Here is a 17,500-nt window from a genome sequence, read left to right as displayed (position 1 = left end):
GCCAAGCAAGTAATATGATAAATCGAAATGAATTCGTTATAATAGAAATGAGTGATTTGACAAAGATTGTTAAACACGAACATAATTGTATGAAGTTTGGTATTGGAGGATTTAGTAATGAAAAAGATTACAGAGGAAAAGCAGTTTCATGAACAAATCAAAAGAGAAGAGCTAAGCGTTGGTATCTTCACAACAACATGGTGTCCAGACTGTAAACGCCTTGATATGTTTATTGGTGAAATTATTGAAGAAAACCAAGATAAAGCTTGGTTTGAAGTGGATAAAGATGAGTTTGAAGAACTTTCTGCAGCAAACAATGTAATGGGAATTCCGTCTCTTCTTGTTTATAAAAATGGTGAGAAAATTGCACATCTTCATAGTGCAAATGCAAAAACACCTGAAGCAGTGCGTGAGTTTTTAAGTTCAATCTAAGTTGATTAGCTACTTGTTTACATAAGCAAGTAGCTTTTTTGTATAGAGTTTTGCTAAACGTCCCGCTCTTATTTTTTTAGAGTCTTTCTTGTCTTTAAACACTTTATTAGATAAAAACAAGCTTGTAGAACACGAACGTACGTTTTATAATTTAAATGTGGGAATACATGGTAATATGGAGGGGTTTTGAATGTACATAACAGTAGAAGATTTTATTAAAGAGTGGAACCGCGAAGCCATGCTAACTCAAAAAGTTTATACAGAAGGTCGTACTCTAGGAAGAATTGTGTGGCACTTTACAACAAATATTCCAGACTATTTGGCTCATTTTGGGTTGGAGATAGATTAGCTAGCAAATGCTGAACATGTACCCTCTTCCGCTAAAGAGATTGCTGGAGTTTTCAATAGAATTAGCTTACAAGCAGCGAAAGCTATTAACCAGCAGTGGACAGATGAAACGTTAAAAGAAGTTCAAACAGCCTTTGGTCGACAAGAGACGAATGCTCAAATTTTAATGGGATTGATCAAACATATTATTCATCACCGTGGACAAGTTACGGTACTTATGCGTCAAGCTGGAATTGAACCTTTTGGTGTATACGGTCCCACCAAAGAAGGATGGGTTGGTGTAGGCGTGGAAAACCCTCCTGTTTAAAAGTAATTAGGCTATAAAAAAAGAGTCTTTTCACAGACTCCAAAGACTTACCCCTAAATTTTCAGCCTATCATAATGATACAATAGCAAAAATGTTTATATCTTACTATTACTTTGCTAGAACTTCTGACCTAAAATGTATGAAAGTTATGTCGATTTTCTATTTCCATTTTGAATGGAGTGCGTTATACTAAGACAGGTGAATAATCGTGAAGCAATAAGGTCTCAATTTTAACATTGAGTGAAAAGGGAAGTTTGGTGCAAGTCCAACGCGGTCCCGCCACTGTAAACGTTAGATGTCTAAAGATGCCACTGTTTGAAAAGTGGGAAGGCTTAGTACATCATATACGTAAGTCAGGAGACCTGCCTTATTGTCAACTGTGAAACCTTCGAGGAGAGGGGAAGCAGGGTATTTGACGTACATAAACAATGCGAAAGTCATTCGCATCATTTAACGTTACCTGCTTTACTTTCGATTGAAAGTAAAGTTTTTTTTATGTGTGCTGAGCGACTTCATAACCGATACATAATTAGGAGGGGTTATCAAAATGAAAAAGTGGTTATCATCTGTTATTGTTGCGATGTTCCTTGTTGTTCTTGCAGCGTGTGGGGCAACTGATGAAGGAAGCAAACAAACAGAGCAAACAAAGCAATCAGAAGAGCAAGCTGTTACGGTTAAAGATGCAAGAGGAGAAGAAGTAACGGTTGAACAAGCACCCAAGAAAATTGTTTCTCTTATGCCAAGTAACACGGAAATCGTCTATGAGTTAGGTCTTGAAAAAGAATTAATCGGAGTAACAAGCAACGATGATTATCCTGCAAGCGTGAAAGAAAAAGAGCAGGTAGGAGATATGAATATCAACGCAGAAAAAGTTATTGCATTAAATCCAGACCTTGTGTTAGCTCATGGTTCAAGCATGGGAATGTCGGATGAAGTTTTTAAGCAAATTGAAAGTGCTGGTATTCCATTATTTGTTGTAAATGATGCAACTGATTTCAATACTGTGTATGAAACGATTGGGAACATCGGAAAACTAACGAACAAAACAGATGAAGCAAATAAAACAGTAAAAGAAATGAAAGCTGCTGTTTCAGAAATTGAAGAAAAAGCGAAAGAAATTAAAGACGAAGATCGTAAGAAAGTATGGGTAGAGGTTTCACCTGCGCCTGAGATTTATACAACTGGTAAAGGTACGTTTATGGATGAAATGATTAAAATAATCGGAGCAGAAAACGTAGCTGGAAATGAAGAGGGATGGGTAAAACTTTCGGAAGAGAAAGTGGTTGAGCTAAATCCAGATACAATCGTTACAACACATGATGGTGACGCCAACGAAATCAAAAATCGTCCAGCATGGAGCGATATTACAGCTGTAAAAGAAAATCAAATCGTAAACGTTGATTCTAATAAAACAAATCGACCTGGACCACGAATTGTAGAAGGGTTAGAAGAGTTCGCGAAAGCCGTATATCCTGAGGTGTATAATTAATCGAGAAAAGGACCATATTCCAATTCAAAAAGGAATTGGTCCTTTTTTATCGTTACGTCTTGAGCAGGATGATGAATTATTAACGATGAAAACAAGTATACCGTTTAAAGCGTACAGTTCAGGCGTACTAGGAGATGGTATGCTTGAGACTAACGTTTTTTATAATCGTTTTGTACACAAATACTACCGTGCTGATTCACCTGCTGAAGAATATAGAGCATTTTTAAAAGAAAAAGGCTTCGTTTATGATCAAGTAGTAGGGTTGATGACGGCTGTTTATTTACGGAACAAATCGGTTTATACATATTGTAAAGATGGTCTTACAGTCTCATCTATTATTACTGCCGGAGTTGGTAATGCCGTTGATTTGACGTCTGATGATATTACTCCATTTTCTTCAGGGCCTGGAACGATTAATATGTTCATATTTATTGACGGGAAATTAACGGATGCTGCGTTTTTACAGCTGTTTATCGCAGCAACGGAAGTGAAAACGCGAATGCTTTACGAGCTGGGAGTGCAAGATTCGAACACAGAGACGCTTGCGACAGGAACATCTACTGATAGCATTTGTATTGCCGCAAGCCAAACCGGTAGCATGTATGAGTACGGTGGGTCCATGACGGCTCTGGGACAAGCGGTAGGAAAGCTCGTTAAGCTAAGTTTACTTGAAACCATTCAAAAAAGGTGATGTGTATGGACTTTCAACAATTAATTGTAGCGCATTTGCTAGCTATCTCAATGGCGCTTGTATTAGATGCTATTATCGGAGATCCCGTAAATTGGCCACATCCCGTCAGGTGGTTTGGACGCTGGATTTCTTTCATTGATAAGCGTTTAAACCAAGGTAAGTTTCAACGAATGAACGGTCTGTTCCTTGTATTAAGCATGGTAGTATGGTGTTTTGTACTACCTCTAGCTCTTCTAATCGCTCTATATGAAATTTCCTACTGGATTGGAATTATAGTCGAAGGCATAATGATTGCTACCACAATTTCAACAAAATCTTTGGGGGAAGCTGCCTATAAAGTAGCGCTGCCTTTACAAAAAGGTGACTTACAGGAAGCGCGCTTTCAAGTGGGCATGATTGTGGGAAGAGATACCGATCAGCTTGACGAAAGCGAAATTGCCAGAGCGACAGTTGAAACAGTGGCGGAAAACACAAGTGATGGCATTACAGCTCCTTTATTTTTTGCTTTTGTATTAGGCGGAGCAGGCGCTTTTTTTTATCGAAGTATTAATACGTGTGATTCAATGGTGGGCTATAAAAATCCTATGTATGAAAAGTTTGGATACTTTAGTGCGAAATTAGATGACTGGTTGAATTTTATCCCTAGTCGGCTGACAGCGTTTATTATGGTTATTAGTAACGTAATGCACAGTGAATTTACAGCAAAGCATGTGTTTAGCATAATTAAAAGGGATGCACCTAAACACCCGAGCCCAAACAGCGGCTATGGTGAAAGTGCTGTTGCCGCTTTGCTTGGCATTCAGCTAGGAGGTCGCAACACATACAAAGGAATTGTTTCAAATCGTGCGAAAATGGGAGATCCTCTTTATTCTTTAAATGTTAGTCATATTTTTAAAACAGTCCAAGTGATGAAGCGGACCGTTTGGTGTACTTGGTTTTTTTATCTGATAGGAGGGATACTGATTGGCATTACCTACACATGGAGCTAACCCCGCAATTTTTCTAGAGGCGATAGGCCAAAATGCAGAACGTTCATTCATTGATTTTAGCGTGAATACAAACCCTTTAGGAGCACCAAATATCATTAATGAAAATTGGGATGAACTTAGAGAAATCGCTTTTTCTTATCCTGATCCTGATGTGAAAAAGCTAACGGGCCTCATTGCTACTTACCATAAGCTTACTTCTAATGAAGTCTTAGTAACAAACGGTGCAGCAGAAGCCTTCTTTTTGCTTGCTTCCATATTTTCAAACGAAAAGGTAGGGATTTTACAGCCTACTTTTATTGAATATGAACAGGCGAGTTTAGCTCATGGCTGTGAAATCATTCATATTTCTCTGGAAGAAACAGATAATTGGAATTGGAATATGTCGGAAATAAAACAAAAGCTTCCAATCTTAAAAGTCATATGGATTTGTCATCCCAACAACCCTACCGGACGAATGTATGACATAAATGAGTGGGAAGAGCTAATTGACTTAGCTCATCGTGAGAAGACTTATCTAGTTGTTGATGAAGCGTTTATTGATTTTGTAAAGGGAGCTTTCTCGTTTGATCGATGGATTCAAAAGTATCCATATCTAATCATTGTTCGGTCTATGACAAAAATGTTCAATATTGCAGGGGTAAGGTTAGGGTATGTTTTAGCTCATCAAGGCATCATTACTAAGTTGATGCAAAAGCAGCCACCTTGGAGTGTGAATGGTATGGCGCAGCAAATTGGCCGGTGGTGCTTATCTGAAGCGGAGTTCGTGAATAAGACGGTCGAGTATATTGATACAGAAAGAAAGCGAGTGACAAACGAGTTACAAAAGCTAGGGTTTACCATATCTCAGTCGGCAACTAACTACTATTTATGCAGTATTCCAGAGAGTTACACTTCAGCTGGATGGCTGTCATTTTTAGCACAAGAAGGAATTGTAGCAAGACACACGGAGAATTTCCTAGGCTTAAATGGTCGTTATGTTCGATTAGCAGTCAAAACACAAGCAGAGAATGATCAGCTTATTAGCGTATTGAAAAAAGGGGTCGGGTTGTCATGTTAGTATTTGTAACCGGAGGTGTTCGCAGCGGAAAGTCAGCAGCGGCAGAGGTATTTGTTCAAAAGCTAATGACCAATCGTGCCGTCTATCTAGCGACTAGCCGCGTCACTGATCATGAAATGCAAGAGCGAATTTCGTTGCACCAACAGCAACGAAATGATTCTAACTTGTCATGGTCTACTCTTGAAGTTCCAAAAGATCTGTCTGGTATCTATTCATCGATTCAAGAAACGGATGTCATTTTGCTAGATTGTGCTACAAATTGGCTGGCAAACGAGCTTTTTACCAAGGAAGAAAAGTGGCAATCTCATTTGAAAGCAAACGAACTATTCAACAAAATGGTAGGAGTAATTCATCAATTGAATGAGCGATGTCAGCATCTTATCATTGTATCAAACGAGTTGTTTGAAGAGAGCGTCCTAAAGGGACCTACGTTTACATATATGAAGTTATTGGGGCGAATTCATCAGGAGATTGTGAATCAAGCAGACTTGGCGATTTGTGTAGAAGCGGGTATTTCCTGCTACTATAAGGGAGATGAAACAGCATGGCAGTAAAAGAGTGGATGGTCATCGCGCGCTTAGCACTGCAGTTTTTTACAATCTTGCCAACAGCAAAAACAATTCAATGGACGGAAAAGCGCACGGCCAAAGCACTTTATTTTCTACCATGGATTGGCGCTTGTATAGGAGCAGTTAGCTATGGGCTATTTTTAGGTCTAGAATGGTTAGGGGTTAGCGCTGTCACGACGGCTATTTTGCTTATGCTAGCTGGTGGGATACTCACAGGAGGCTTACACTTAGATGGATGGATAGATGTGAGCGATGCTTATTTTTCACATCAACCAAGAGAAAAAAAGCTTGTGATTTTAAGTGATCCTAACGTAGGTGCATTTGCAGTTCTGTCAATTCTAGCTCTATTAGCTCTGCGTTTTAGCGGAATAAATGAGCTGATTAACATTGAATCAATTAATTTAGTTACGTTCATGAGCGTATTTGTATTGCCTCGTATTGTAGCAGGGTGGATTTTGCTTTGGGATCAGCCTGCTAAAGAAACAGGGTTAGCTTCTTATTTTCAAAAAGGCTCAACTGAAAGACAAAAGTGGATCTATGCTGCAATGAGCATACTAATGATTGCAGGTCTTGTCTATTTAATGGAAAATAAAGCTGTAGTTTTAATTGGTGCTATCACTGTTTTTATATGGATTAAATTTTATCGCGCTCAGTTTGGAGGCATTACGGGAGATGTCATTGGAGCAACGATTGAAGGAGGGGAAACCCTTGTATGGTTGAGTATGTGGATATGCTATTTATTCGGCACGGTTTAACAGAACCTAATAAGCTGCGCCAGTACATCGGATGGAGCAATCCGTCGTTAAGTAGTGAAGGAATTGCAATGTTAAAAGCGTCGGATGTGGTGCCGGACTTAGTTGTTGGAAGTGATTTGAATCGTACAAGAGAAACGAGCGCAATATTATTTCCCAATCAGCCATATACTGTCTTTGAAGATTGGCGTGAACTTTCATTTGGCGATTGGGAAGAGCGTACATATGAGCAGTTAAAAAATGATTCCGCATATCGAAAGTGGATTGATGCGCCTTTTGAAGAGCAACCGCCCAACGGGGAAAGTTTTGAAGCCTTCTCTAGTCGAATTTGGAAAGCTTGGGATCGAACCGTTGATTTGATGCTGCAGCAAAAGGCTAGTTTAACAGCGGTTGTCACTCACGGTGGACCTCTTCGCTTCATTACCTCTTATTTTCTAGAACAGTCTTCATTTTGGGATCATTCTTTTTCGTATGGAGAAGGAATACGACTGCGTTTCAAAAAGGATGATATAAAGGAGAGAAAGCCATGCATTTCGTATTCGGTGGTGCGTTCAATGGGAAGCGAAAATGGGTAAAGAAACAGTATGAGAACCAAATTACAGAGTGGCATAGTGCTTATGAAGACTTTATAAAAATGCCTACACTCGTAAAAGGAGATCAATACATAGTTATAGAAGGAATGGAGCTATACATTAAAGAATTAATTGATAGCGGTAAAACTGTTGAAGAAGTGTGTTGCTATTTCAAAGAACAATTACAAGCATGGCGAGCTGAGAACCTGCTAGAAAATGTAATTGTTATTGGAACAGAAATTGGAAAAGGGATTGTTCCAATGAGCCAAAATGATCGCAGTTGGCGTGATGCATGTGGCTATGTTTATCAAATGCTTGTAGCAGAAGCGGAAACAGTTGACCGCATCTGGTATGGAATTTCGAATCGGATAAAGGAGGAATAAGGGAATGAATATCTATACAAAAACAGGAGACAAAGGGCAAACAAGTTTAATAGGAGGTCGTGTAAATAAAGACGACATTCGAGTGGAAGCTTACGGGACAATTGATGAGTTAAATAGCTATGTAGGTCAAGCAATTACTCAGTTAAATGATAGGGTATTTAATGAATTAAAAGAAGAGCTTGTGACAATTCAGCACGAGCTATTTGATTGTGGAAGTGATTTAGCTTTTGCGAGAGATGATCACCCTTATAAAGTTGAAGCAAGTATGATTGAAGTATTAGAACGAAGAATTGATGAATATATGAAAGAAGCACCTGAGCTTGAGCGGTTTATTTTGCCAGGAGGTACGCAAGCAGCAGCAACACTTCATGTGTGCCGCACCGTGACAAGAAGAGCCGAAAGATTGGTTGTTGGGGTTCAGCGAGAGTTTAAAATTAACGATGCGGTCCTTCAATATTTAAATCGTTTATCCGATTACTTCTTTGCAGCTGCGCGCATCGCCAACTCACGAGAAAATGTACAAGATGTTGAGTATATTCGCAGTGCGAAAGTATTTAAAAAAGGAAAGAAAAAATAAATAAAAAAGTGTGGATATTTTTTATCCACACTTTTTTATTTGTGAAATATTCGAAACCTGAAATAAATGTCTGTAAAAAATCAGCGGTTGCCTCTATAATAAAAGCAGTGTAAAGAAAGAGAAAAGAGGTTAGGAGAATGAATAAAGGTACATTGAAACAACCTTATCAAGCCGGCCTAGTATATACGGCTAGTGCGTATGTGATGTGGGGAGTGTTTCCTTTATATTGGAAGCTGGTAGATAACGTTCCTGCAGACGAAATTTTAGCCCATCGCGTGATTTGGTCGTTTTTATTTATGCTACTATTGCTGTGCATAACACGGCAGCTTGGTAGTCTTAAAGAAACCATTGGGTATTTATTTCGTCATCCAAAAAAAACGCTTATTTTATTTTCGGCGTCCTTATTAATTAGTCTTAATTGGTTTATTTATATTTGGGCTGTCAATAATGAAAGGATTATTGAAACCAGCCTTGGTTATTATATCAATCCTCTTGTGAGCGTGCTGTTAGGTATTGTTGTTTTAAAAGAAAAGCTGAATTTCTGGCAGGTTATCTCAGTAGGTTTAGCCGCTATTGGCGTGCTGTTTTTAACACTTCACTATGGAGAGTTTCCTTGGGTATCGTTAGGGCTTGCTTTTAGCTTCGGTATATACGGGCTTGTGAAAAAGACCATTCAGCTAGAAGCTAAAGTTGGTTTGACTCTCGAAACATTTATGGTCACACCAATTGCACTTGTGTACTTTATTGTGCTATATGCCAAAGGGGATTCTAGCTTTGTAGTTGGCAATCCGACAACAAGCTTACTGCTGATTGGAGGAGGCGTTGCGACGGCCATGCCGCTTTTATATTTTGCAAAAGGTGCACCTTTAATCCCTCTATCTATGGTTGGATTTTTACAGTATATTGCACCGACGATGACCTTACTTTTAGGTGTTTTTGTTTATCATGAAGCATTCTCTAGTGTTCATATGATTGCCTTTTTATTTATTTGGGGCGGATCGGTTATCTTTGCATTATCAAAAACAAAGTTCATGGTCGCTCATCAACCCAAGATTCGCAAGAGCCGTTCGGTAGGTTTGTAATATAAAGTTCAACATCTGTATGCTGGATGTTGAACTTTTTTTGTGAGAAAAATGAAAGGAGACGGTAGTATTAGGAATGAACACCACCGTATGTATATTATAGCTTGCGTTGAAAGTGAGCGTTTAACTGCCCACGTAGCATTTGATTTTTAACTTCTTTCATTTTTCGTTCTTCATCTTTTTTTGCTAGCTCAGTTCGAATTTCGCTTGTTTGTACCCCTTCTTCAATGCGATCTGCGATTTCCATTAACCGTTCTACGTCTGAAAAGGAATACTTTCGAATTCCTGTATTTGTACGCTCTGGAAACAATAAGCTGCGCTTTTCGTAATAGCGAATCTGTCTTTCAGATAGTCCCGTCAATTCCTTCACGATGCCAATTGACATAACCTTTTTGTCACGATAAGATGCTTCATTTGTGGACAATCTCCCTCACCCCTGAGTGTATGATAATTATGTTATATCCTTATTATAAAGGAAAAAAATACAAAAAAGTTATAACATGTTATATATTCTAACATAATTATGTGATATTTTTTAGATAAATGTGAGGAAAAATAACAAAGATGATGAAATTAGGAAATGATTCTTATAAAATAGAACAGAAAAAGTTACTAAGAAAGGAATAAAAAAGATGAGCGACAACGAAGTGATAAAGAAACAAGTTATAAAACTTGCTACAGAAATTATTGAGCTGGATTTAAAAAGAGATGAAAAGTTTGAAGAATTAACCGTTTTAGCAGGTAACCATGCTTATGAAATTCTCAGGAGAGTCCAAAATGGATAGTAAGGGGTAGTAATCCCCGTACGATAAAAAAACTCCCGCTTTGGCGGGAGTTTTGTGTTTAGACTTGATCTAAAGTTGTAAGCTCTTTTTTTAACTGTTCATGACGAAGATTTTCTCCGATGATGACAAGATTAGTTGGCATTTTCAACAGCTCTTTCATATATAAAGGCATTCCATACGAGTACTGAAATGAATACGTATCAGTAGAGTGAGTAAAGCGTAAATAACCTTTCATTCGATAAATTGTATCTGGCGTATGACATAGCCAATCTTCAAATTTTTCAAGGTCAACTGAATTTTTAAATTCATAAACAAATGTTTTTAAGTGTAACTGTTTTTCAACATGAGCTTGCTGGTGCGCTTGTTTCTCTGAAAGCTTCGCACTTGTTAAAAGTTTCAACTGAATAGAAGAATAACTTGTGAATACGCAAGCTGCTTGTGGGTTAATTGATTGAACTTCATACAGTAGCGCTGCTTTAGCTGATTCAGATAATGTGTCAGCTTTGTTCAATAGTATGACATCTGCATGTCGAATTTGTTCTTGGAGTAGCTTTTGCAATTGAATACTTAAGCTGCCTCTGTCTTGCCATCTGTGAACGTCTACCGTTGTCACGATACACTTTACAACGACATCGTTAGCAAAGAGGGGAGACATGCAGGCGTCTAGTACTTCAATTGGATGTGCTACACCTGTCGTTTCAATGTAAATGGCATCTAACTTATTTTCTTGTAGAAGCGAATGGAGCTGCGTTTCAAACTGTCCTTGAATGGTGCAGCAAACGCATCCGTTTAGTAATTCTTTAAGCGGCGTGTCTTCTTCTACTTCATCGGAGTCGATAGAGACTTTGCCAAGTTCATTCATAATAACGGCGATTTGACGGCCGTTTTCTTTTTCTTGCTTTAATGCATTTTTTAACAATGATGTTTTTCCGCTTCCTAAAAAGCCGGATAAGATATAAATTTCAGTTTTGTTTATCATTTTTCTAACTCCTGTATAAAATCGAAATGATTATGATTTATGATTATATACCATACACTATGTTTGCATTTTTGTATATATCTATCTAGGTAATACATTAAAAGCATGCTTACTCTACTATATAAATGGTATCACAAACGAAAATAAATTGGAAAAAGCGAAAAGATAAAATGAATATTCTCAATTTTAAAACGCTATTATGCTAAAATAGAATAATAGATAGCAAGTGTATAGAGGGAAAGGGAGATGCTTTCATGCGAATTTTAGTATTAGGAGCTGGTGGAGTAGGGGGCTATTTCGGTGGGCGCCTTGCTGAAAAAGGAGAAGATGTTACATTTTTAGTTCGAAGTCAAAGAAAAAAACAGCTTGAAAAAAGTGGATTAGTCATTAAAAGCATACATGGTGATTATTCATTTTATCCAAAGTTAATCACAGCAACCAGTGAGGGAGTACATCCCTTTGACTGCGTTTTATTTTCGACAAAAGCATATCATCTGGATCAAGCAATAGCTGATGTAAAACCGTTTGTAGGAAGTGATACTACTGTCATTCCACTGTTAAATGGAATTGATCATCTGTCTACGTTGCAAAGAGCTTTCGGAGAGGATAATGTAATAGGTGGTCTTTGTTTTATCGAAACGACATTGAACGCAGATGGGGAGATTATTCAAACAAGCCCTGCACATCGAGTCGTTTATGGAGAATTTAATGGTGAAAAAACAAATCGAATCGAGCGCTTAGAAACTGCATTTAGCTATACAAAAACTTCATTTGTGCTAAGCGATTGTATTGAACAAGAGATGTGGCATAAGTATCTATTTATTACAACCCTTTCTGGAGTTACTACCTTGATGCGTTCACCAATTGGGCCTATTCGTGATGTAGAAGGAGGTAGAACGTTTATTCAATCTCTTCTTCAAGAAGTGTATGAAATCATGGTAAGAGAAGGTGCTCCGGTTAGCGATGGAATTGTACAGCAGCATATGAAAACAATGGAATCGATGACTTATACTATGAAATCATCCATGCAACGAGACATTGAGAAGGGGTATATGACTGAAGCGGAACATCTTCAAGGGTACCTCCTACGGTTAGCACAAAAATATGATGTGAAATCAGACATTTTACATATTGTCTATCAACATTTAAAGGTATATGAGAAAGTTCAAAAAGGGACTGATAACCAGTGAGCTTGACAATTGATTTTGCAAAATTAGATGTGATAAAGTCTCTTGTTCCAGTTCAGCAGGTACAAAGCCTTTCCTCAAAAAAGGGTCTATATTTTCTCTTTGATATGGAAAAGGAACTTGTCTATATTGGTAGTACAATGAATTCATTAAAACAAAGGGTGTTTGCACATCTTAAAAGCGGTGATTTTCAAGAAAACCAGCCTATTGCGTTTATTGGCTGGTTGGAGATAGAAGGTTCAAAAGAAACGATCGAAGCGCTTAAAACGATGCTCATTAATGCGTATTTCCCTATCTATAATCAATATGGCATTAAGTATAAGCATAAGCGGCCTCTAAGAGCTGAGCATACTAATTGTCAGGTAGAGGTTAAAAAAGCTGTAGAGCCTGCTACATCCAAAGTGAAAAAAGTTGTTGGAAATAAGCGCTTTACTTCGGCTAGTGTAAAAGAAATAGCAAATGGAGATGAAGCGAAGAGGTTATGGTCTCGGAGTGAGGCTCGGGCAATACTTCATTTATCAGACGCTGAGATTATCACTTTAAGTGAGAGACTGTTGACGGAACAATATTTCTTTCAACGTGACATGAAAAAGAATCTTATATTTACGCTAAAAGATTTGGTTGTCATGCAGGTTTTATTAAATATTACTCAGCACCACGTCGTGAAGAAGAGAGAAATGAAAGAGGCTATTCGTTTAGTCCAAAAATTTGGATTGATTGAAGCGCTTAGAATTTCTGAGCGCTTAATTACGAAAATAAATATGTAGACGACAAAACCAAGCTGTATTCTATTACAGCTTGGTTTTAATACTTAAGCAATTTCGTCAATAACCCGTGGGAGGGCAATAATGGAAAGTATACATAAAGAGCTAACTACGTGATGCATTTCAAAGATAGCAATAATGAAAAACATAATGGACATGTATAGCTGCAATCCCTTTAATCCCCACGATCTTTGCGCAAGAAAGAAGTCACTTAACACGAATAAGAAAAAAATAAGCGAACTGCATACTATGACGACCGTACTTGACATCGTATGGTTATAAGCACTAATAAGCAATAGTGTAATAAGTAATAAAACGGCCGTTGTTTTTAACAATTTTATCATCATTTTCACCTTCAATACAAAGTGATCTGTGTTTTTATTTTATAGCATAGTCAATAAATCGGAAAGTCAAACACCATAAGTATAACAACAATTTAACATCTTTATAATGTATTTACAAAAAGTTGTCTTCTAAAACTAGCTCTTAGGCTGTTAAATTGACGATTAACAAGCATAATGCTATAGTATGTTTTCAAAAAATCCAGCTAATCCAGCAATGTGGAACGTTGTTAAATAAGTAAAAAGGACGTGTTTGTTTGAGCGAAAAATTATTATTAATTGACGGCTTTAATTTGCTGAGCCGATGCTACTTTGCTACATCATATGGGCGAGAAGAAGCTGATTTACCTCGCAATAGCAAAGGTTTATTTACAAATGCGCTGCGTGTAGTTGTTCAAAAGATGAATAATTTAATTAAGCAATATGAGCCAACGCACATCGTTGTCGCATGGGATGTAAAGCGTAACGAGACAAAACGCAAACAAGCATATAGTTTTTATAAAGAAACGAGAAATGATTTACCAGTATCATTAATTCAACAGTATGAAACGCTGCGTACTTTCTTTCAAACTGTAGGAATTCCTCAGCTCTCAGTTGAACTATATGAAGCAGATGATGTTATTGGTGCCTTTTCGTTAAAATGGACAAAACAAAAACAGTCTCCAGCATATATTTACAGCAATGATCGCGATTTGTTTCAGCTGTTAAATGAGCATGTATCGCAAATTGTGGCGAAGCCAAAAATTGGTGATGTTTTGTATACAGCTACGGACTTTAAATCTGAATATGGCATATCTCCCACTCAGTGGGTAGATGTAAAAGCTTTGTTAGGTGATAAGTCAGATAATATTCCAGGTGTTCCTGGTGTGGGTGAAAAAGCTGCATTACCTCTTATACAACAATATGGTTCAATTGAAGGAATTTATGCACAGGTTGACGATTTAGATGTAACTTTTAATCGATATAAGAAAAAACTAAAGAGCGGCCAAGAATTAGCTGAATTGAGCCTAGAGCTTGTAAAGATTGATACGGATATTGAAGCGGTTAATCTGACCGAGTGGCCTCAACTAAAATTTGAGCGAAATTTATCACTGTGGGAAGTAGAAATAAACCGGCTAGAACTAAACATTATGCTTCAAACGTAATTTTTAGTAAAATAAAAAAGAGGAAAGCTTGAAAGGAGTAAAAACGTTGCAACCAATTGATAAAGAAAGCGTACAAGCAAAATTAGAAACTTTTTTTCATAAAGATATATATGTTCATCTTGAAACAACAAATGGAGCATATGCGTCTCATATAAATGCAAAGGCAATGAACGTAGGAGCATTTATCCGCAATGGGAAAGTGAACGTATCAGGCGGCAAAATTACAGGTGAAGGGCCATATCGAGTAGGACTTCAAATTGATTTAGGCTGGATCTATGCGGAAGGCTTAACAGATTGGGAAGTTGATGACCATAACAGATTACTATTAGCGGGCCATGATTCGGATGGTCGTCTAGCCGTTGCGTTTCAATTAAGTGAAAAACCGTTTGAGTAAGAAAGGAGAATTATTGTGCAAGAACGATTATTAATTGTATTTCCACACCCAGACGATGAAGCGTTTGGAGCAGCTGGAGTGATTACGCTAGCAAGGCAAAAAGAAACACCGGTTACATATGCTTGCATTACGTTAGGTGAAATGGGACGAAATATGGGAAGACCGTTGTTTGCTAACAGAGAAACGCTTCCTAAGATTCGTAAAAAAGAACTTCAGGATTTAGCTGAAGTCCTTGATATTCAAGACTTACGTATGATGGGTTTACGTGATAAAACATTGGAGTTTTTAGATATTGAAGATTTTGCCGATCGTCTTGAATCTATTATTCAAGAGGTAAAGCCAACTCATATCATTACTCACTATCCAGGCTTTGCGGTTCACCCTGACCATAACGCAACTGGAGCAGCTACGCTTCATGCGGTAAAGAGAATGCCAAAAGAAGAGCGCCCGATCGTTTGGTGTCATGCCTTCTCACATGATCGCATCGAGCATATTGGTAATCCCGACGTTGTTATCGATGTATCGAGTGTAAAAGCAAAGAAGATTGAGGCATTAAAGGCGCACCGTTCACAAACAGAAGCGATGTTTGACGGCGTGGAGGTTGATGCTTTGTTATCCAACCCGCAGCTTGAAAGAATGCTTCTACGAGAAGAATTCTGGACGTATAAATGGGACGACTAAGATGACAAATCAAAAGGTATTATTTATTGGAGCAGGGCGAATGGCAGAAGCTATTGCGGCTGGGTTAATTCATACGAATGCTTCTATGAATGAACGTATCGTGATGACAAATCAACGCGATAAAAAACGTTTAGCAGAGCTTAAAGAAAAGTATGTTGTGGACGTGACGCAAGATTGGGAAGCAGAAGTTAAAAATGCTACAACTATTGTTTTAGCAATGCCTCCTGAGGTACATGACGAAGTTCTTGAGAAACTCTCTAAGCTTGTAACCAATCAGTTTGTCATTACAGTAGCAGCGGGAATTGGGCCTAGTTATTTAGAAGAGAGGTTGCCAGCTCATACAGCGGTTGCTTGGATCATGCCAAATACAGCCGCTACAATAGGTGAGTCAATATCGCTGTATGCCGTTGGAAGCTCACTGAGTGAAAGTCATAAACAAGCGTTAACAGTTATTTTAAATAGCATAGGATCCTCTCAGCTTTGCACAGAAGATGAAGTGAGATATCTTACCGCTATTACAGGGAGTGCTCCTGCGTTTGTCGCTTATTTCTCAGAAGCATTAATTGATTCAGCTATGAGCTACGGAGTGTCTAAAGAACTTGCCCAAAAGCTTGTTGTGCAGATGATGTCAGGTTCGGCTAATTTGATTAAACATGCAGCAAACCCATCAGCTGTAAGGAAGCAGGTAACAACGCCTGGAGGTGCGACAGCAGAGGGTTTAAAAGTGATGGAGCAGCATCGTTTTAAAGAAATGATTCATCGAGCTGTAGACGCTACCAATTCAAAGGCTAATGGAAGCATTTAAGGTGTAAAGAGAGAACGTCTAATATGACGTTCTTTTTTTTGCGAAGAATTAATCAATAAATCGCTTTTTCATATCTGGTGTTGGAATCATGCACTCACTCTGTTTTCCAAACCATTTATAGCGGTTTTTAGCAATGATTTTATAAAAAAAGTTGCGAAGAGGTTTTGGAATGATAATGAAAATAGAAGCAAATTTCCAAGGTGCTTTTAGATGGTTAGCAATTTTTAAAGCAGCAGTGGATTCAGTGTAAAGCTTATTGCCGTCAATATAAACGACGCTATCAAGCTGATTTCTTGATAAGTTAAACTCCCCTAATAAATGAGCGGCAGCTTCTGATTGTAGGGATGCAAATGAAAATAAAGCATGCTGATCGTGCTTAATAATGAATTGAACGCTGTGGTTACAAAGGTTGCACACACCATCAAATAAAATAATTTTTCTCACGTCTAAAAAGCCTCCTGCTCAGGTATCATTTAACCTATTTATACTTGGGTTTTAGCAAAAAGAAAGGTACGTTTAAAAGATGTAAGTAAAATGATCCAAAAAGATACGTTATTACGATTATATAATAAGGACTCAGATGAGTTAAAGGAGAAAGGTATGAAAGAACGCGTATTAGCAAATGTATTTCATGAAGATGAACGAGTGAGTGAACTATCGCATCATAAAGAAGAAATTAAGCAGAAGAATAAGATAAGGTCTACTAGCAGGTGGATGCCGTTATTAGCAGCGAGCTTATTTTTCTCATTAGTCGGAAATGGGTATCTACTGTTAAAGTCAGACAGTGAGCAGGAGGTAAGTGAGTCTCCGGAACTTTCTGAGACTGCGACTTCTATTCAAACGGTTACTTTACAGCCGACAAACCTGAAAAAGGAAAGGTAACAGCTTCTATTGTAGACGACAATGGAAAAGCAAACGTGGTCATTCAAGCAAGTCGCCTTCAACAACTTCAAAAAGATGAAGTCTATCAAGTCTGGCTTATTAAAGATGACAAGCCGGTTTCTGCAGGTGCGTTTGTAGCGGATGAACAAGGAAACGGAACAGTGATTTATAAAATGACAGAAGAGCAGCGGAAACAAAAGTGGGATACGATGGCAATTACTTTGGAGCCTAGTGCTAATAATAAATTACCACAAGGTGATATTGTGCTTAGCTCCGCATTATAATTAAT

General features: G+C 38.0%; 24 protein-coding genes, 1 pseudogene and 1 riboswitch. Of the genes and pseudogenes, 21 read left to right on the top strand and 4 right to left on the bottom strand.

From position 1 onward, the window contains the following. Positions 1-117 precede the first annotated feature (117 nt). From BFL01S_RS04985 to rarD, 12 genes and pseudogenes are all read left to right on the top strand, one after another. The gene (locus BFL01S_RS04985) at positions 118-432 is read left to right on the top strand and encodes a thioredoxin family protein (protein WP_025907697.1); all 315 of its coding nucleotides are present in this window, start codon (positions 118-120) and stop codon (positions 430-432) included. A 190-nt stretch (positions 433-622) separates the two neighbouring features. After that, positions 623-1,087 (top strand): annotated as a pseudogene (locus BFL01S_RS04980) (DinB family protein). A gap of 202 nt (positions 1,088-1,289) precedes the next feature. Beyond that, positions 1,290-1,471: riboswitch (cobalamin riboswitch) on the top strand. Between the two features lie 163 nt (positions 1,472-1,634). After that, positions 1,635-2,576 carry an ABC transporter substrate-binding protein gene (locus BFL01S_RS04975; RefSeq protein WP_061785037.1) on the top strand — a complete coding sequence of 314 codons (942 nt, stop codon included), beginning with the start codon at positions 1,635-1,637 and terminating at the stop codon, positions 2,574-2,576. Further along, positions 2,557-3,267, top strand: a complete 711-nt coding sequence (locus BFL01S_RS04970) for an adenosylcobinamide amidohydrolase (protein ID WP_501193723.1) — start codon at positions 2,557-2,559, stop codon at positions 3,265-3,267. The genes BFL01S_RS04975 and BFL01S_RS04970 overlap by 20 nt, the downstream gene beginning before the upstream one ends. 5 nt (positions 3,268-3,272) lie before the next feature. Next, on the top strand, positions 3,273-4,256 hold the full coding sequence (gene cbiB, locus BFL01S_RS04965) for an adenosylcobinamide-phosphate synthase CbiB (RefSeq protein WP_025907700.1): 984 nt from the start codon (positions 3,273-3,275) through the stop codon (positions 4,254-4,256). Further along, a complete protein-coding gene (cobD, locus tag BFL01S_RS04960; protein WP_061785035.1) occupies positions 4,231-5,313 on the top strand; it encodes a threonine-phosphate decarboxylase CobD in 1,083 nt (360 codons plus the stop codon). The genes cbiB and cobD overlap by 26 nt, the downstream gene beginning before the upstream one ends. Continuing rightward, positions 5,307-5,867 (top strand): bifunctional adenosylcobinamide kinase/adenosylcobinamide-phosphate guanylyltransferase, encoded by a 561-nt coding sequence (locus BFL01S_RS04955; protein WP_061785034.1) that lies wholly within the window; start codon positions 5,307-5,309, stop codon positions 5,865-5,867. Before cobD ends, BFL01S_RS04955 begins: the two co-directional genes overlap by 7 nt. Next, positions 5,858-6,637: an adenosylcobinamide-GDP ribazoletransferase gene (locus BFL01S_RS04950; protein WP_061785033.1), complete on the top strand. Its 780-nt coding sequence runs from the start codon at positions 5,858-5,860 to the stop codon at positions 6,635-6,637. The genes BFL01S_RS04955 and BFL01S_RS04950 overlap by 10 nt, the downstream gene beginning before the upstream one ends. Continuing rightward, complete coding sequence (locus BFL01S_RS04945) at positions 6,595-7,209, top strand: histidine phosphatase family protein (protein ID WP_035319883.1); 615 nt, start codon at positions 6,595-6,597, stop codon at positions 7,207-7,209. The genes BFL01S_RS04950 and BFL01S_RS04945 overlap by 43 nt, the downstream gene beginning before the upstream one ends. Further along, on the top strand, positions 7,161-7,589 hold the full coding sequence (locus BFL01S_RS04940; protein ID WP_025907704.1) for a bifunctional adenosylcobinamide kinase/adenosylcobinamide-phosphate guanylyltransferase: 429 nt from the start codon (positions 7,161-7,163) through the stop codon (positions 7,587-7,589). The genes BFL01S_RS04945 and BFL01S_RS04940 overlap by 49 nt, the downstream gene beginning before the upstream one ends. A 4-nt stretch (positions 7,590-7,593) precedes the next feature. Next, on the top strand, positions 7,594-8,166 hold the full coding sequence (locus tag BFL01S_RS04935; RefSeq protein WP_025907705.1) for a cob(I)yrinic acid a,c-diamide adenosyltransferase: 573 nt from the start codon (positions 7,594-7,596) through the stop codon (positions 8,164-8,166). Positions 8,167-8,303: 137 nt separating this feature from the next. Then, complete coding sequence (gene rarD, locus BFL01S_RS04930; RefSeq protein WP_025907706.1) at positions 8,304-9,248, top strand: EamA family transporter RarD; 945 nt, start codon at positions 8,304-8,306, stop codon at positions 9,246-9,248. A 97-nt stretch (positions 9,249-9,345) separates the two neighbouring features. Here the strand turns inward: rarD and BFL01S_RS04925 are convergent, their stop codons facing one another. Beyond that, on the bottom strand, positions 9,346-9,672 hold the full coding sequence (locus BFL01S_RS04925; RefSeq protein ID WP_025907707.1) for a MerR family transcriptional regulator: 327 nt from the start codon (positions 9,670-9,672) through the stop codon (positions 9,346-9,348). Positions 9,673-9,880: 208 nt separating this feature from the next. On the opposite strand from BFL01S_RS04925, the gene ykzB reads away from it, so the two are divergent. Beyond that, on the top strand, positions 9,881-10,033 hold the full coding sequence (gene ykzB, locus BFL01S_RS20635) for a protein YkzB (protein WP_167556146.1): 153 nt from the start codon (positions 9,881-9,883) through the stop codon (positions 10,031-10,033). Between the two features lie 58 nt (positions 10,034-10,091). Here the strand turns inward: ykzB and BFL01S_RS04920 are convergent, their stop codons facing one another. Then, positions 10,092-11,012 (bottom strand): CobW family GTP-binding protein, encoded by a 921-nt coding sequence (locus BFL01S_RS04920; RefSeq protein WP_061785032.1) that lies wholly within the window; start codon positions 11,010-11,012, stop codon positions 10,092-10,094. Between the two features lie 254 nt (positions 11,013-11,266). Between BFL01S_RS04920 and panE the strand changes: the two genes are divergently transcribed. Together panE and BFL01S_RS04910 are read left to right on the top strand one after the other, a co-directional pair. Next, entirely contained in the window at positions 11,267-12,202 is a 936-nt protein-coding gene (gene panE / locus BFL01S_RS04915) for a 2-dehydropantoate 2-reductase (RefSeq protein WP_061785031.1), read from the top strand. Between the two features lie 2 nt (positions 12,203-12,204). After that, positions 12,205-12,966, top strand: coding sequence for a GIY-YIG nuclease family protein (locus BFL01S_RS04910; protein ID WP_169799840.1), 762 nt, complete (start codon positions 12,205-12,207; stop codon positions 12,964-12,966). A 44-nt stretch (positions 12,967-13,010) separates the two neighbouring features. Here the strand turns inward: BFL01S_RS04910 and BFL01S_RS04905 are convergent, their stop codons facing one another. Further along, entirely contained in the window at positions 13,011-13,310 is a 300-nt protein-coding gene (locus BFL01S_RS04905) for a hypothetical protein (RefSeq protein WP_156474897.1), read from the bottom strand. Positions 13,311-13,561: 251 nt separating this feature from the next. On the opposite strand from BFL01S_RS04905, the gene BFL01S_RS04900 reads away from it, so the two are divergent. The 4 genes from BFL01S_RS04900 to proC are packed head-to-tail and all read left to right on the top strand — an operon-like array spanning position 13,562 to position 16,329. Continuing rightward, the gene (locus BFL01S_RS04900) at positions 13,562-14,449 is read left to right on the top strand and encodes a 5'-3' exonuclease (protein WP_061785028.1); all 888 of its coding nucleotides are present in this window, start codon (positions 13,562-13,564) and stop codon (positions 14,447-14,449) included. A 46-nt stretch (positions 14,450-14,495) separates the two neighbouring features. Further along, a complete protein-coding gene (locus BFL01S_RS04895) occupies positions 14,496-14,843 on the top strand; it encodes a YojF family protein (protein WP_025907713.1) in 348 nt (115 codons plus the stop codon). 15 nt (positions 14,844-14,858) lie between these two features. After that, entirely contained in the window at positions 14,859-15,524 is a 666-nt protein-coding gene (gene bshB2, locus BFL01S_RS04890) for a bacillithiol biosynthesis deacetylase BshB2 (RefSeq protein ID WP_025907714.1), read from the top strand. A 1-nt stretch (position 15,525) separates the two neighbouring features. Next, complete coding sequence (gene proC, locus BFL01S_RS04885; RefSeq protein WP_061785027.1) at positions 15,526-16,329, top strand: pyrroline-5-carboxylate reductase; 804 nt, start codon at positions 15,526-15,528, stop codon at positions 16,327-16,329. Between the two features lie 48 nt (positions 16,330-16,377). Here proC and BFL01S_RS04880 read toward each other — a convergent pair whose 3' ends face one another. After that, positions 16,378-16,773: a thiol-disulfide oxidoreductase DCC family protein gene (locus tag BFL01S_RS04880; RefSeq protein WP_061785026.1), complete on the bottom strand. Its 396-nt coding sequence runs from the start codon at positions 16,771-16,773 to the stop codon at positions 16,378-16,380. Between the two features lie 90 nt (positions 16,774-16,863). Here BFL01S_RS04880 and BFL01S_RS04875 point away from each other — a divergent pair, with 90 nt between their 5' ends. Together BFL01S_RS04875 and BFL01S_RS04870 are read left to right on the top strand one after the other, a co-directional pair. Next, positions 16,864-17,211, top strand: coding sequence for a hypothetical protein (locus BFL01S_RS04875; RefSeq protein ID WP_061785025.1), 348 nt, complete (start codon positions 16,864-16,866; stop codon positions 17,209-17,211). Positions 17,212-17,246: 35 nt separating this feature from the next. After that, positions 17,247-17,495: an anti-sigma factor gene (locus BFL01S_RS04870; RefSeq protein WP_051567048.1), complete on the top strand. Its 249-nt coding sequence runs from the start codon at positions 17,247-17,249 to the stop codon at positions 17,493-17,495. The last annotated feature ends 5 nt before the right edge of the window (positions 17,496-17,500 follow it).

This window comes from Priestia flexa NBRC 15715 (assembly GCF_001591565.1).
Classification (GTDB): domain Bacteria; phylum Bacillota; class Bacilli; order Bacillales; family Bacillaceae_H; genus Priestia; species Priestia flexa.
The sequence above is the reverse complement of the archived record's forward strand: the minus strand, read 5'-3'. Positions and strand labels throughout refer to the sequence as shown.

Coding starts and splice junctions, on each gene's coding strand:
- BFL01S_RS04985 (WP_025907697.1), top strand. CDS start 118: ATGAAAAAGATTACAGAGGAAAAGCAGTTTCATGAACAAATCAAAAGA.
- BFL01S_RS04975 (WP_061785037.1), top strand. CDS start 1,635: ATGAAAAAGTGGTTATCATCTGTTATTGTTGCGATGTTCCTTGTTGTT.
- cbiB (WP_025907700.1), top strand. CDS start 3,273: ATGGACTTTCAACAATTAATTGTAGCGCATTTGCTAGCTATCTCAATG.
- BFL01S_RS04955 (WP_061785034.1), top strand. CDS start 5,307: ATGTTAGTATTTGTAACCGGAGGTGTTCGCAGCGGAAAGTCAGCAGCG.
- BFL01S_RS04950 (WP_061785033.1), top strand. CDS start 5,858: ATGGCAGTAAAAGAGTGGATGGTCATCGCGCGCTTAGCACTGCAGTTT.
- BFL01S_RS04945 (WP_035319883.1), top strand. CDS start 6,595: ATGGTTGAGTATGTGGATATGCTATTTATTCGGCACGGTTTAACAGAA.
- BFL01S_RS04940 (WP_025907704.1), top strand. CDS start 7,161: ATGCATTTCGTATTCGGTGGTGCGTTCAATGGGAAGCGAAAATGGGTA.
- BFL01S_RS04935 (WP_025907705.1), top strand. CDS start 7,594: ATGAATATCTATACAAAAACAGGAGACAAAGGGCAAACAAGTTTAATA.
- rarD (WP_025907706.1), top strand. CDS start 8,304: ATGAATAAAGGTACATTGAAACAACCTTATCAAGCCGGCCTAGTATAT.
- ykzB (WP_167556146.1), top strand. CDS start 9,881: ATGAGCGACAACGAAGTGATAAAGAAACAAGTTATAAAACTTGCTACA.
- BFL01S_RS04920 (WP_061785032.1), bottom strand. CDS start 11,012: ATGATAAACAAAACTGAAATTTATATCTTATCCGGCTTTTTAGGAAGC.
- panE (WP_061785031.1), top strand. CDS start 11,267: ATGCGAATTTTAGTATTAGGAGCTGGTGGAGTAGGGGGCTATTTCGGT.
- BFL01S_RS04905 (WP_156474897.1), bottom strand. CDS start 13,310: ATGATGATAAAATTGTTAAAAACAACGGCCGTTTTATTACTTATTACA.
- proC (WP_061785027.1), top strand. CDS start 15,526: ATGACAAATCAAAAGGTATTATTTATTGGAGCAGGGCGAATGGCAGAA.
- BFL01S_RS04875 (WP_061785025.1), top strand. CDS start 16,864: ATGATCCAAAAAGATACGTTATTACGATTATATAATAAGGACTCAGAT.